Genomic DNA, 14,087 nt, shown 5'->3' with positions numbered 1-14,087 from the left:
CTGACCCTGCTTGGCAGGCAGATGCCGGACGACCGGCTGCGCGCCTGGCTCGTCACCCTCGTCATCACCGGCATCGGCGCGGTCATCCGGCTGTGGAACCTGGGCTTCCCCACTGACAAGGGCACGCCGGTCTTCGACGAGAAGCACTACGTCCCCCAGGCGTGGCAGGCGCTGCGCAACGGCGGTTACGAGGACAACTACGGCTACGAGTTGATCGTGCACCCGCCGGTCGCCAAGCAGTTGATCGCCATCGGCGAATGGCTGTTCGGCTACAACGGCTGGGGCTGGCGGTTCAGCGCCGCGATCGCGGGCATCGTGATCATCTTCCTGGTCATCCGGATCGCCCGCAGGCTCACCCGCTCCACTTTGCTCGGCGCGGTCGCCGGGGTGCTTGTCATCGCCGACGGTGTGCTGCACTTGCAGTCCCGGATGGGGATGCTGGACATCTTCCTCGCGGTGTTCGTGCTCGCCGCGTTCGGCTGCCTTGTCCGCGACCGCGACCAGGTGCGGGAACGGCTCGCCGACGCACTGCGCAACGACTGGCTCTCGACGTCACCGTACGGCCCAAAGCTCGGTATCCGCTGGTGGCGGTTTGGCGCTGGCGTGATGCTCGGCATCGCGTGCGGCGTGAAGTGGTCGGGCCTCTACTACGTCGTGGCGTTCCTGCTCATGCTGCTGGTACTGGACTGGAGCGCCCGCCGCGCAGCGGGAATCGCCCGGCCACTGCGCGGTGTCCTGGCCAGAGACGCACTGCCAGCCGTGCTCGCGCTCGTCGTGCTCGCCGTCGCGCTCTACCTGGGCAGCTGGTGGGCGTGGTTCGCCAGCGAGACCGCCACCGACCGGCACTACCTGGAGATCGCCAACCCGGAAAGCGGCTACTGGGGCTTCCTGCCTGCCTCGCTGGCCGGGATCATGCCGGACAGCCTCGCGGCCGTGCTGCCGAACGCACTCGGTTCGCTCGCGCACTACCACGCCAACGTCTTCGACTTCCACGCCAACCTCGCCACACCGGACGGTGACCCGCATCCGTGGGAGTCGAAGCCATGGACGTGGCCGATGGGGCTGCGGCCGATGCTGTACTACTACGGCTCCGGTGAGGAAGCCGCTGGCTGCGGCCAGGCGGAATGCGTGCGCGCGACGATGCTGATCGGCACGCCAGCGTTGTGGTGGCTGGCGGTGCCTGTGCTGGTCTGGGGGCTGTGGCGCACGGTGTTCCGCTCGGACTGGCGCTACGGCATGGTGCTGGTCGGCTACGCCGCCGGGTTCCTGCCGTGGTTTCTCAATCTCGACCGGCAGATGTACTACTTCTACGCGACGCCGCTGGCGCCGTTCCTCATACTCGGACTGACGCTGGTGCTTGGCCAGATCCTCGGCACCGCCCGCGACGGCGCCGAACGCAGAGGGACAGGGCTGCTGGTGCTCTCGCTCTACATCGGGCTCGTCGTGGCCAACTTCGTCTGGCTGTGGCCGGTATTGAATGGCGATTCGATCACGACCGCGCGATGGGAAGCCGAAATGTGGCTGCCCTCGTGGCGGTGACTCCCGCGCGGGGATAGGCTCCCGTCTCGGCGTCGCCCCTCCACGGCCAGCGGAGCGGCCACACGCCACGAAACCGCAGGAGAACACCGTCGGGGCGCGGTGGGCCACCCACCGCTGTAGGTGAAGGAGACGTACGGGTGCGCGCGTTGACCCTGCTCGGCTGCCGCCGAGCGCGCGGGGCGCCATGACACGGACTGGATCATCCAAGCCGAGGACCGCCCTGGGACGGACACTGTTCGGCATGCGGAAGGCACTGCCGACCACGGGCCATCCGGCTCGCGCCGTCATCATGGGCTTCGCCGCGACGATCGCCCTCGGCACCGTGCTGCTGGTGCTGCCGATCGCGGCGGAGAACGGCCAGGCGACCGACCTGGTCACGGCGCTGTTCACCGCGACGTCGGCGGTGTGCATCACGGGTCTGATCGTGGTTGACACCAGCGGGCACTGGTCGACGTTCGGCGAGATCACCATCATCGCGCTGATCCAGATCGGCGGGCTCGGCATCATGACCCTGGCATCGCTGCTCGTGTTGATGGTCTCCCGCCGGTTCGGGTTGCGGATGCAGCTCAGCGCGCAGCGGGAGACCAAGAGCCTCGATCTGGGCGAGGTCCGCGACGTCGTCCGCAGGATCGTGCTGATCAGCCTGACGGTCGAGCTGATCGTCGCGACCGTGTTCACCACCCGGCTGATCACCGGCTACGACTACGAGTTCGGCGATGCGCTGTACTCCGGCGTGTTCCACGGCATCTCGGCGTACAACAACGCGGGTTTCTCGCTGTACTCCGACAGCATGGAGCAGTTCGTCAGCGACCCGTGGATCTCGCTGGCGGTGATCATCGCGGTGATCATCGGCGGGCTCGGCTTCCCCGTCCTGTTCGAGCTGGGCCGCAGGCTACGCGGCAAGATCCACTGGAGCATGCACAGCAAGATCACCCTGCTCACGACTGGCGTGCTGCTGACCATCGGATTCCTCTACATCACGATCAACGAGTGGCAGAACCCAGCCACGATGGGCGGGCTCGGCGTGATAGGCAAGCTGCTCGCCGGCCTGTTCGCCGCGACGATGCCTCGCTCCGCCGGGTTCAACTCGGTGCCGACCGGTGACATGGAGTCGTCGACGCTGCTGGTCACCGACGTGCTGATGTTCATCGGCGGCGGCAGTGCGAGCACGGCGGCGGGCATCAAGGTGACGACCTTCGCGTTGCTCGCCTTCGTGATCCTGGCGGAGATTCGCGGCGAGCCGACAGTGCACGTCATGGGCAGGCGGCTGGCGGCGACCGTGCAGCGGCAGGCGCTCACCGTGGCGCTGCTGAGTGTCGCGCTGGTCATGCTGACCACGATCACCATGCTGTCGATCTCGAACCACCGGCTCGACGACGTCCTGTTCGAGTCGGTGTCCGTCGTCGCCACGGTCGGGTTGTCCACCGGAATCACCGCCGAGTTGCGGCCCGAGATGCATGTGCTGATGTCGATACTGATGTTCATCGGACGCCTCGGACCGATCACACTGGCGACCGCGCTAGCGTTGCGGGACCGACCACGGCGTTACGAACTACCTGAGGAGCGACCCATCGTTGGCTAGGAACGGAGCGAGCGGCAACCGCGCGGTGATCATCGGCCTCGGCCGCTTCGGCGGTTCGCTCGCACTCGAACTCGCACGGCAGCACACCGATGTGCTGGCGATCGACACCAGCGCCAAGCTGGTCGACAAGTACGCCGAGGACGTCACCCACGCCGTCGTCGCTGACTCGACGGACGAGGACGCGCTCAAGCAACTCGGGGTGCACCAGTTCCGCCGTGCGGTGTGCGCCATCGGCGCCGACCTGGAGGCGAGCATCCTGACGACGTCGTTGCTCGCCGACTTCGGCATCCCCAACATCTGGGCGAAGGCGCTGTCGCGGCAGCACGCGCGGATCCTGGAGCGTGTCGGAGCGCATCACGTGGTGCTTCCGGAGCACGACATGGGTGAGCGCGTCGCGCACCTGGTGATGGGCAGGATGCTCGACTACATCGAGTTCGAGGACGACTACGCCATGGTCAAGACCGTCGCGCCTGCCGAGGCGGTCGGCAGGCCACTCGCGGAGAGCGAGCTGCGGTCGAAGTACGGCATCACCGTGGTCAGCATCAAGCGGCGCGGCGAGGGCTTCACCTACGCCACGGCGGACACCGTCGTCCGCAGGGGCGACCTGCTGATCGTGGCGGGGAAGGCAACGGACACGGAGCGATTCGCCGAGCTGACGTGAGGGCGGTCGGCACACCCTCACTGCCGGGGGATCACCCGGGTGACCGGGCCCTCGCGCGACTCGCCCACCCCGGACAGCCACGCGTTCATCTCCTCGACGACGGCGTTCAGCGTCGGCCGGTTGCGCGGTTCGGCGTCCAGCGCCGCCGTCAGCAGCCGGGCGTGGACGCTGCCACTCGGCAACTCCGCGGGGGGCTCGGCGCGAGACGCCGCGAGCAGCGCCGCCATGGCGTTCTCCCGCTCGCCACGCGGCGGATGCCCGGTGAGCGCGAAGCTCACGGTCGCGGCGAGCTGCCAGGCGTCGGACGCGGGGCTGGCCCCCGCGCCGTTGGCGATTTCCGGCGCGGTGTAATCCGGCGTACCGATCATCATGCCGGTGGCGGTCATCGCCGCGTCGCCCTTGCTCCGTGCGATGCCGAAGTCGATCAGGTGCGGGATGCCGCGCGGGTCGACGATGATGTTGGACGGCTTGACGTCGCGATGCAGCACGCCCTTCTCGTGCGCCGCGATCAGCGCGCTCGCCGTTGTGGACCACAGCCGGGCGGCGGCGACGTCGTCGACCGGGCCGCGCTCGTCGACGGCGTAGGCCAGCGCGTCGCCGTCGAGGTACTCCATCACCAGCGCGAGGCCGTCCGCCTGCTCGACGAGGTCGTACACCCGCACACAGTTGGGGTGATCCACGGCGGCCAGCGCGCGAGCCTCCCGCTGCATCCGCTCCACGGTGTCGTGGTCGGGCGCGTGTGCGACCTTGAGCGCGACGGTGCGGTTGAGCTGGGAGTCGTAGGCCTGCCAGACGGTGCCGAAGCCGCCGTGGCCGAGCCTGCGGGTGCGCTGGTAGCGGGTGCCGGACGTCGCCGGACTCGGGTTCGCGGGGATCGGCACCGGCGCGATACCTGCCATGGCGGACTCCCCCGACGTCGGTGCCACCACCGTCGGCGGGTAGTTCCCCTGCGGCGGGGACGGTGCCTGCTGCGCGGACGGCTCTGGGCGCTGCGGCGGCGGGGGTGGTGCCACATCGCGGCGGGCCTTGCGGGCGTCCGCCCTGCGGATGGCGTGCCAGCTCGGCGGGCCGAGCACGGCGATAGGAATCAGCCCGAGCACGGTGACCGGCAGGAACCCGAGCCACAGGTGGATGGCGGTGTTGGCGTTGACGGTGACGCTGAGCAGCATCAGCCCGATGAACGGCATCCAGAAGAACCGCGCGGGCCATCCGGGACCACGGCGAAACGCGAGCTTGCCCTGCAACATCACGAAGATCAGCGACAAGATCGGCAAACCAACCAGTGCGCCGAGGTAGAAGCCGTAGGCGAGTTCGTTGCCACCCGGGTAGAACAGCGTGTCGAACACGCCAGGGCCCTTGCCGAGATAGACACTCTGGTCACCGATGAACTCGCAGTAGGTGGTGTTGAGGGCGGAGACCTCGCCCTGGCTCAGCCCACCGCGGCCACCGGCGGCAACAACCCGGAACGTCTCGGACACCCCGGCCATCAGAATCCACGGCAGCACGAACACGAACACGACGCCGATCCCGCCGAACACACTCAGCGTGACGGCGGTGTAGGTATTGCCGGTGACCTTCCGGATGACGCTGACGCCGAGCGCGCCAATGATCGGCAGCAAGGCGATGAGCGCACCGGCCGTGCCAGTGGCCCATACCCAGTCACCAGGGCAGATACCCGGACCAAACAGCTGCTTCGAGAACGAGAGCAGCCCGCTCGCGAGGTCCGAGAACAGGTCCACGAATGCTCCTTCACCGAACAGGATTCCGGGTGCGAATCACGACACGCGCGACACGTCAGATTCACCCACAGTATGTCGCCACCCGCCACAATGGGCCCCGCAACGCGCGGTCTGCCGCCACATGGTGCGATAGGCGCGTGGGAGCGAGGATAAAGTCACGACGCGCCGCGATCCTCCTGAGCCTTCTTGTGGTGAGCCTAGTGGTCAATGGATGCACCGACGACCCCCCGACGCAGGGCACGCCGTCCGTGAGTGCCCAGGCGACGTCGCCTCGGCCCGGGACGCCGTCGCCGACGCCGGAACCGGTGCGGTTACCGGACGACGCGCCGTCGTTGTCCGATGTCATCCCCGCCCCGGCGACGGTTCGAGCCGCTGACGACGACAACTTCGCGCTGACCAAGCGGACCACGATTTCCGCGCCCGGCGATGCGAAGGCGGCCGGCGACTACCTCGCCGACGTGCTGCGCCCCGCGACCGGCTTCCCGCTGCGCGTGACGTCCGGCGAAGACGACACCGCCGATATCCGGCTGGTGCTGCGCGAGGGCGGCGACCAGCAGGACGAGAGCTACCGGCTGGAGATCGCCCGCGACGGCGTCACGCTGAGCGCGGACAACGCCAAGGGCCTGTTCGCGGGGGCGCACACGCTGCGGCAACTGCTGCCAGCCGACATCGAGCGAGGCAAGACCGTCGACCGCGAGTGGGCGGTGGCAGGCGGCGTCATCGAGGACGCGCCCCGGTTCGGCTACCGGGGCGCGATGCTCGACGTCGCGCGGCACTTCTTCGGCGTGGACGTCGTCAAGCGCTACATCGACCGGGTGGCGCAGTACAAGATCAACCACCTCCACCTGCACCTCGCGGACGACCAGGGCTGGCGCATCGAGATCGACGGCTGGCCCAAGCTCACCGAGGTCGGCGCCCGCAACGAGGTCGGGGGCGGCAAGGGCGGCTTCTACACCAAGCAGCAGTACCGGGAGATCGTGGCGTACGCGGCGTCACGCGGGGTCACGATCGTGCCGGAGATCGACATGCCCGGCCACACCAACGCCGCGCTGACCTCGTACGCCAAGCTGAACTGCGACGGCAAGGCCCCGCCGCCCTACACCGACACCAAGGTCGGGTTCTCCTCGCTGTGCATCGACAAGCAGGTCACCTATGAGTTCGCTCGCGACGTCATCACCCAGGTGGCGGAGATGACACCGGGCCCATACCTGCACATCGGCGGCGACGAGGCGAACAACACCAGCGACGCCGATTACCGCAAGTTCTTCAGCAAGGTCCTGCCGATGATCGTCAAGGCTGGCAAACGCCCGGTCGGCTGGCACGAGTTCGCCAAGGCGGACGTGCCACGCTCGGGCGTCGTGCAGTACTGGCGCATCGAGGCAAAGGACGGGCCAACCCGGCGTCAGGCCGACAGCGGCAGGCGGGTGCTGATGTCCCCGGCGAACAAGACGTACCTGGACATGAAGTACGAGGAATCCAACCCGTGGGGCAACTCGTGGGCCGGGCCGGTCAACGTGCGCACCGCGTACGAGTGGGAACCGACGCAGGCCCTCGCCGGGGTAGGTGACGGCGAGGTGCTCGGCGTTGAAGCTCCACTGTGGACGGAGCTGGTGACGACCGAGGACGAGATCGAGCGGATGGCGTTCCCCCGGATGCAGGCGATCGCCGAGGTGGGCTGGTCAAAGGACACGCGCTGGGAGGACTTCCGGCAGCGGCTGTCCGGCCAGGCGAAGCGGATGACCGCCCAGGGCATCGCGTTCCACCGCGACTCCGGTGTGCCGTGGTCCTGATGCGGTGAATGGCCGGGGCGCCGCGCGCCATGGCAGGCTGAGTCCGTCGCTACGCCCAGATCTTGAGGCGTTGTGGTCGTTATAGCGACCACAACGCCTCAAGATCCACTAGGCACAGTGCGACGGCACCGGCTCGGATCGTGATCTTGATGCTGTGTGGCGATCCGTATCGCCACACAGCATCAAGATCCACTAGCCGCGGCGGGAACCACGCCGTCCGCTTACGGCAGGGAGAACTCCTGCGTCTGCGGGTTCAGGTGATCCAGCTTCATCGCACCGCCGGTGCGCTTGTCACTGAGCCGGAACACGTTCAGCCCCGTCTGGATCTCCGATTCGTAGATGAAGTTGTTGTACCAGTACGTCGACCAGGCGCCACCGATGTTGGCCGGCTCCAATGGTGACGGGTCAGAGAAACCGATGGTCGTCGGGTTCGCCGGATCCGTGAAGTCAACGGCCCAGGTGCCAGCCTGGTAGTGCCCGCCGACAACGACGTACTTGCCGCTGCGCAGCGGCACCATGTTGTAGTTGTGAATGGTGCAGTTCTCCTTGTCGGTCTGTGGCCGAGGCAGCGTCCACTGACCGAGCTTCTCGCCGGTGTTGGCGTCGTAGAAGAACATGCTCTTCTTGATCGCGGGGTCATCTGCCTCGCACTCCGCTCCGGCGCCACCACCCGGCTCCCAGCCGAGCGCCAGCACTTCGCCGTCCCAGGTGAACGCGGCCGAGTGCCACCTGCCGCCGACGCCGACCTTGTTGCCCGCATCGTCGCTTTCCTCGATGTTGTAGAGGAACAGCGGGTTCTCCAGGCTGCCGCCGCCAGGTCCTCCGATGGAGAACACGTTCGCGGCGTGGCCGCTGGCGCAGGCCAGCTTGTTGACGTCGCCCAGGATCACGCTGGCGTCGTGGCAGCCGTTGTTGCTGCCGAGCGAGCCACCAGTGAGCGGCACATAACCGATGTGCGCCGCGCTGGCCGGGTCGTCCAGCGGCACCTCGAGCACGTTCATGGTGTCGCAGATCGGCCTGCCGCCGCCTGAGGAGTTGTTGCTGTAGATGATCAGCCGGTTATTGTCGAGATCAGGCGCGACGGTCTGGGTGTGCGAGCCACACCCATCCGCCGTGCCGCGCGTAGCCGCACCGGCCTCGCTGAACTCGACCTCACCGATGAGCTGTGGATTCGCCGGGTCACCGATGTCGAAAAGGTGCACGCCTTCGAAGCCGACCGGCACCGGCTCGCCCATGCACTGCCTGCCCTCCGGCGCTGGCGAGTTCCACGAGCGCACCACGATGTCGTTCCAGACGACGATGTCGCCCTGGTCGCCGTTGCACTTCGGATGCGAGATGAGCTTCGGGTTGCCCGGTGCCGAGATGTCGACGATGCGGAACCCGTCGTAGTTGCCGTGGATGGCCAGATCACCCCAGAACGCGATGTCCGAGCTGATCGTGCGTTCGGCGGAGGGCACGCCGAAGAACTGCGCCGGGTGCTCGCTGTGGCCGAGCGCGTGCATGTTCTGCGTGCTTACCCGTTCGCTGTAGCTGCCCGGTTCGCCGGGCGTGTCGTCGTGGTCTTCGTCCGGGTGCGCGAGCGCCGCACCCGGCGTGATCAGTAGTGCTGCGGCGGCCGCTACGACAAGGAGCCGTCGTGGTGATCGATACATGATGAATCTCCGGTGGGGATAGGAGTTAGTTGATGACGCTTTCCTGCGTCTGCGGGTTCAGGTACGGCAGCTTCATCGCCCCGGCACGGGCCTTGTCGCTGAGCAGGAAGATGTCCACCCCGCGCTGAATGTCATTGGCATAAATGAAGCCGTTGTACCAGTAGCTGGACCATGCGTTGCCGCCGCCGGGCTGATAGAAGCCCACCTCGGCGTCCGCCTCACTCGCGCCCGCGAGCAGCTTGTCGACGTCGACCACGGTCGTTCCGCCGGTGTAGGCCGAGCTGACCAGCACCTTGCTGCCGTCCTTGCGCGGAATGAAGTTGAAGTTGTGCATGGTGCAGGTGCCCTCGACCGCGCGCGGGATCTTGTAGCTGGCCAGTTCTTGGCCGGTCGCCAGGTCGAGGAACCAGATGCGGCCCTGATCGTCGTTCGGGTCGGTGCAGCGCGCCGCACCGCCACCACCTGACTCGTCACCGAACGCCACGACCTCGCCGTCCCAGCTGAAGGTGGCGGAGTGGAACAGGTCGATGTTCTCCGGCTTGACGACAGGGTTGTCGTAGCGGTACAGAAACTCCGGGTTCGCCGGGTCCGAGATGTCCCACACCTGCGACTCGGACAGGCAGGCTGCCGCGGCGCGATTGATCTCGGTGAACACGGAGATGTCGTGGCATGCCCGGAGCGTGTAGGAGCCGAGGTAGGTGGCCCACTCGGTGTCGTCATCGAGGTGGTACGGCGAGACCGTCGCGCTGGTCGGATCGTTCAGCGGCACGTCGATGATGGAGATCTTGCTGTGGCCACCGCCGTCCTCACGCCGCACGCAGTTCGGGCCAAGCGCGGAGCTGCCGATCGGGTACGACGAGACGTAAATCAGCGCCCGGTTGTTCGCGGGATCGGGCACCAGGGTGTTGGTGTGCGAACCGCAGTCGGTGCTGACCGAGGTAAGGTGCTGCGGGTTGGCAGGGTCGCTGACGTCGAAGATGCGGACGCCTTCGAACATGCCAGGAGTCGACGCGGTCACACCGGTGCTGTCGCAACCACCGTGACTCTGTGGCGAGTCAACGGACTGGAACAGCAGCCCTTCGTACACCGAGACATCGCTCTGCGCCCCATTACACCGGAAGTCGGTGACGACTTCAGGCTCGCCGGGCTCGGAGACGTCGAGGACCCGGAAACCGAGGTAGTTACCCGCATAGGCGAGGTCGCCGTCGAACGCCAGGTCCGACTGTGTCGCCACTTCCGAACGCTCGACATTGGCGAGCAGCTTCATGTTCTTGCTGTGCTGACTGTCCTCAGGGGAGCTCGATCCGGGATGGTCGAGGTCCGGGTCGTGCGCGCTGGCGGTGCCAGGCACGATCAGTGTCGCGGCCGCACAGATAACGATGGCCGTACGCCGCCATGATTGTGTCACGACAGGTTCCTTTCTCACGCAAACGAGGGCGGCGTGCATGCCACCCCCAACTGGGTGATTCGCGAACCCGGCTCAAAATGTGACGTACACCACCTGAATGGCCCAGCGTCGGGTACGACGGGTGATGCTTTCGCCGCGATAGTGACGGAGGGTGATTGTCTCGGTGCGAAGGCGCAGCGAACGACCTCGGCAAACCCGGCCGGGGGGTAGGTGCTACCAGGCTCCGAGTAGCCCGAACGCGAACGCCATCGGCATCGGTAGTGCGAGGAGCAGCCACGGCGACAACGGCCGCCAGCCCATCAGTAACCGGCACCAGCCGACGGCGATCACTCCCAGCAGCGCGGCCCCCTCAGGAATCGGCACTGAGCACGAACGGCCGAAGGTCGACCGAACGGGCCTGCGCGATGTGCGGCTTCGCGATCTCGGCACGAATGTAGCGGACGAGGAACCGCTTCAGCTCGGCGTCCATTCCAGATATCCACTGCAACACCGACGACGTCAGGCCCTCCGCCTTGAGCAGGACCGTGATGTCGCCTGATTCCGGCGGGTCGATGTCGATGAGGACGCGCAGCGGCTCGGCGGCGCGTGCGGTCAACGTCAAGTCGATGCCGACGTCGGCGCGGAACCGGTGCACCGTCGCGGGCAGCGACACCGCGAACCGGAGGTTCACCGGGACATGCAGGCTGAATCGCAGCGGCTCCTGCTCGGCCAGCGGCGAGACCACCGGATCGCCGATGGCGCCGGTGGCGTGCACCTTGGCGATCTTGGCGGGTCCGGCCGCGATCGGGCCGAACTCGATCGGCGTGCCGGTCAGGCCGGACACCCCTGCGGCGATCCGCTCGACGGTGACGGCGTGCTGGAAGAACCGGAGCCCGAACCGCTCGTAGGAACAGAACTCCGGCTGCGCATCGTCGTAGCCGGCCACCGGAACACCATACCTACTCGCGAGTAGATTGGCACCTGGTCACGCGAACGAGCTAAGCGGAGGAACCAGCGACGCGCTCCCGGCGCCCCTGCGGTGGATCTTGATGCCGAATGGTCGTTGGCTCCCGCGATCTTGAGGCGTTCTGGTTGCTATAGCGACCAGAACGCCTCAAGATCACCGCACGTCGGACACCGCCACCCCGGCCAGCTCCAGCACCAAGTCCCGGACGTCGGCGGCGGCGAGACGGTCGCGGCGCGTCGCAGGGTCGCTGCACAGCAGCAGCGGGCCGTCTTTCGGATCGTCGGGCAGCCGCCCGTGGGTGCCCTTCACCCAGCGCCCGTCCAGCGGCACCACGTTCATCGCGTACCGCAATCCCAGCTTCTTCCGCGCCAACCCGAGCAGGGCACGCGCCTTGACCGTGGGATCCGCTGGATCGAGGAACAGTTCGGCCGGGTCGTAGCCGGGTTTGCGGTGGATGTCGACGCCGCGCGCGAAGTCCGGCGCGCGGGCGTCATCCAGCCAGTAGTAGTAGGTGAACCACGCGCCTTGCTCCGCGACCAGCACCAGCTCGCCCGCGCGCTCGTGGTCAATGCCGAATTCGGCCTGTGCCTCGCGGTCCAGCACGAGATCGACACCTGGCAGGTCCTGGCACAGCGACGCCACGGACGCCACGTCGGCGGGGTCGTCGACGTAGACGTGGGCGACCTGATGGTCGGCAACCGCGAACGCCCGCGACGTCCACGGGTCCAGGTACTCCATGCCGTGCTGGGTGTAGACCTCGAGCAAGCCGGACCGCCGCAGCATCCGGTTGACGTCGACGGACCGGGACGCCGGTGTGATGCCGTACTCGCTCACCACGACGACGGTGGCACCGGACGCCTGCGCGTCGTCCAGCAGCGGCGCGACGGCGCGGTCCATGTCCCGCACCGCGGCGAGCGCCTCTGGGCTGTCGGGGCCGTACCGTTGCAGGTCGTAGTCCAGATGTGGCACGTAGCCCAGCGTCAGGTCGGCCTCAGGCAACAGTCGCCGGGACGCCGCGACCACCCACTCGGTCGAGCGCAACGACGCCGTCGGGCCCCAGTAGTTGAACAGCGGAAACGTACCGAGCGCCCCGGTCAGCTCATCGTGCAGCTCCGGCGGGCGGGTGTAGCAGTCCGGTGACTTGCGGCCGTCGGCGTGATAGACCGGGCGCGGTGTGATGGTCCAGTCGGTGCTCGCGCCCATCGCGTACCACCAGCACACGTTGGCAGCCCGGTAGCCGGGGTGGGCGCGCCGGGCGGTCTCCCACACCTTCTCCCCCTGCACCAGCCGGTTGTGCTGCCGCCACAAGTAGACCTCGCCGAGGTCGCGGAAGTACCAGCCGTTGCCGACGATGCCGTGCTCGCTCGGCGGGCGCCCGGTAAGCATCGTGGACTGCGCCGCGCAGGTCACCGCGGGCAGCACGGTGTCCAGCTCGGCGTGCCAGCCGTCCGTGGCGAGCGCGCGCAGCCGGGGCGCGTGCGCCAGCAGCCGGGGAGTCAACCCGACGACGTTGAGCAGCAGGATCTTGTTCACGTCGGCTCCCGTCGACGTCGGTCCAGTCATCACGCGTCCTCCAATCCGGCTCGCCGCATCCGGTCGACGACCCAGCGCAGTTCTGCGGCGAGCCCGGAGACCAGTTCGGCGTCACTGCCCGGTCGTTGCGCCGCGGGCAGCACAGACCAGGTGTAGGTCTCCATCTCGACATGGTCGGTCAGTGCGGCGGGCCCGCCGAGCAGGGCGTCCAACGTGGCGCCGAGTTCGTCCTGAGTGGACTCCAGTGGCGGCTCTGGCTGCCGGTGGATCGGCACGTGGAAGTGCACCCGCCACGGCCCTTCCCCGCGAAGGGCGCGATGGCCGTCGACGGCGTCGGGCAGGTCGTCGCGAGCGGCGATCCGCGAGGGTCCGCGCTCCCGCACCTGATGCAGGAACCGGTCCTCGGTGTAGGACGCCAGCGCCTGCCGGGTGGCGGCGTCTGCGGGAGCCGCGGCGTGAAGCGCCGCCGATGCCTGTGTCTTCACGATCGGTAACCCGGCATCGACCAACCGCCGCACGGAGGACGCCGGGTCCTCGAAGCCCACCGCGAGATGACAGGCGTCAAGGCACAGTCCGATGTGGTCGGTATCGATGCCGGACAACTGCTCGATCGCGTCGTCGATGGTCTCCACGACGCAGCCCGGCTCGGGTTCCAGCCCGACACGGATCGTCCTGCCGGTCTCGGCGGTCAGCTTCGCGAGTCCTTCCGCGAGCCGGTCAAGCAGCTCGCGAGCGCGCAGCCGCCGGTCGGAGTACCACGGCGCACGCCACGCCAGCGGCACCGTGGAGATGCTGCCGCGCACGGCGTCGTCCGGCAGCAGCCGCGCCAGCACCTGCGCGCAGGTCAGCGTGTACTCCAGCCGCCGAGTCTCCACCCAGTCGGGGCTGTAGACCGCCTTCTTCACGACCGGCGCGTGAAACCCCTGGTACGGGAAGGCGTTCAGCGTGACGACGTCAAGGCCATGGTCGTCCAACGTTGCCCGGAGCCGGTCAAGGTCGGGATGGTCGGCCAGGTGCGCGGCCAGCGGCGCGGGCAGCCACAGCCCGACACCGAGCCGGTCGACGTCGAGTTCCGCGCGAATGCCCCCGCCAAACACCCGGAGTTGACGCAGCAGGCCATCGATGTCCTCGGCGGGATGGACGTTGGTGCAGTACGCGAGATGGACGCGGCTGCCGTCAGGATGGGTGAAGCGCACGGCGGGCTCCCTTCACGCGGGTCGCGGGGACGTCCACGCGG

Annotated in this window: 11 protein-coding genes; 4 read left to right on the top strand and 7 right to left on the bottom strand. The window is 67.8% G+C overall.

Features of this window, described 5'->3' with window-relative positions; genetic code table 11:
• The first annotated feature begins 21 nt into the window (after positions 1-21).
• The 3 genes from AMYHA_RS08665 to AMYHA_RS08655 all read left to right on the top strand — a co-directional run bounded on the left by AMYHA_RS08665 (position 22) and on the right by AMYHA_RS08655 (position 3,782).
• A complete protein-coding gene (locus AMYHA_RS08665) occupies positions 22-1,539 on the top strand; it encodes a dolichyl-phosphate-mannose--protein mannosyltransferase (protein WP_157362489.1) in 1,518 nt (505 codons plus the stop codon).
• Positions 1,540-1,780: 241 nt separating this feature from the next.
• The gene (locus AMYHA_RS08660) at positions 1,781-3,121 is read left to right on the top strand and encodes a TrkH family potassium uptake protein (RefSeq protein WP_034269814.1); all 1,341 of its coding nucleotides are present in this window, start codon (positions 1,781-1,783) and stop codon (positions 3,119-3,121) included.
• A complete protein-coding gene (locus tag AMYHA_RS08655) occupies positions 3,114-3,782 on the top strand; it encodes a potassium channel family protein (RefSeq protein WP_231104672.1) in 669 nt (222 codons plus the stop codon). The genes AMYHA_RS08660 and AMYHA_RS08655 overlap by 8 nt, the downstream gene beginning before the upstream one ends.
• A gap of 17 nt (positions 3,783-3,799) precedes the next feature.
• Here AMYHA_RS08655 and AMYHA_RS08650 read toward each other — a convergent pair whose 3' ends face one another.
• Complete coding sequence (locus AMYHA_RS08650; RefSeq protein WP_231104670.1) at positions 3,800-5,521, bottom strand: serine/threonine-protein kinase; 1,722 nt, start codon at positions 5,519-5,521, stop codon at positions 3,800-3,802.
• A gap of 191 nt (positions 5,522-5,712) precedes the next feature.
• On the opposite strand from AMYHA_RS08650, the gene AMYHA_RS08645 reads away from it, so the two are divergent.
• Positions 5,713-7,311 (top strand): beta-N-acetylhexosaminidase, encoded by a 1,599-nt coding sequence (locus tag AMYHA_RS08645; RefSeq protein ID WP_231104669.1) that lies wholly within the window; start codon positions 5,713-5,715, stop codon positions 7,309-7,311.
• 221 nt (positions 7,312-7,532) lie between these two features.
• Here the strand turns inward: AMYHA_RS08645 and AMYHA_RS08640 are convergent, their stop codons facing one another.
• The 6 genes from AMYHA_RS08640 to eboE form a co-directional block, all read right to left on the bottom strand.
• Positions 7,533-8,963, bottom strand: a complete 1,431-nt coding sequence (locus AMYHA_RS08640) for an LVIVD repeat-containing protein (RefSeq protein ID WP_034269808.1) — start codon at positions 8,961-8,963, stop codon at positions 7,533-7,535.
• A gap of 25 nt (positions 8,964-8,988) precedes the next feature.
• Positions 8,989-10,371, bottom strand: a complete 1,383-nt coding sequence (locus AMYHA_RS08635; protein ID WP_034269805.1) for an LVIVD repeat-containing protein — start codon at positions 10,369-10,371, stop codon at positions 8,989-8,991.
• Between the two features lie 213 nt (positions 10,372-10,584).
• Positions 10,585-10,734 (bottom strand): hypothetical protein, encoded by a 150-nt coding sequence (locus AMYHA_RS26935; protein ID WP_157361956.1) that lies wholly within the window; start codon positions 10,732-10,734, stop codon positions 10,585-10,587.
• Positions 10,721-11,296, bottom strand: a complete 576-nt coding sequence (locus AMYHA_RS08630; RefSeq protein WP_051399689.1) for a hypothetical protein — start codon at positions 11,294-11,296, stop codon at positions 10,721-10,723. The genes AMYHA_RS26935 and AMYHA_RS08630 overlap by 14 nt, the downstream gene beginning before the upstream one ends.
• Before the next feature lie 174 nt (positions 11,297-11,470).
• On the bottom strand, positions 11,471-12,880 hold the full coding sequence (locus AMYHA_RS08625; protein WP_034269803.1) for an alkaline phosphatase family protein: 1,410 nt from the start codon (positions 12,878-12,880) through the stop codon (positions 11,471-11,473).
• Positions 12,880-14,046: a metabolite traffic protein EboE gene (gene eboE, locus AMYHA_RS08620; protein ID WP_034269801.1), complete on the bottom strand. Its 1,167-nt coding sequence runs from the start codon at positions 14,044-14,046 to the stop codon at positions 12,880-12,882. The genes AMYHA_RS08625 and eboE overlap by 1 nt, the downstream gene beginning before the upstream one ends.
• Positions 14,047-14,087: the final 41 nt, after the last annotated feature.

Source organism: Haloechinothrix halophila YIM 93223, assembly GCF_000504245.1.
Classification (GTDB): domain Bacteria; phylum Actinomycetota; class Actinomycetes; order Mycobacteriales; family Pseudonocardiaceae; genus Haloechinothrix_A; species Haloechinothrix_A halophila.
This window is presented reverse-complemented; position numbering and strand designations above follow the sequence as displayed.

Excerpts from the sequence above, each read along its gene's own strand:
- AMYHA_RS08665 (WP_157362489.1), top strand. The coding sequence starts at position 22 with ATGCCGGACGACCGGCTGCGCGCCTGGCTCGTCACCCTCGTCATCACC.
- AMYHA_RS08660 (WP_034269814.1), top strand. The coding sequence starts at position 1,781 with ATGCGGAAGGCACTGCCGACCACGGGCCATCCGGCTCGCGCCGTCATC.
- AMYHA_RS08640 (WP_034269808.1), bottom strand. The coding sequence starts at position 8,963 with ATGTATCGATCACCACGACGGCTCCTTGTCGTAGCGGCCGCCGCAGCA.
- AMYHA_RS08625 (WP_034269803.1), bottom strand. The coding sequence starts at position 12,880 with ATGACTGGACCGACGTCGACGGGAGCCGACGTGAACAAGATCCTGCTG.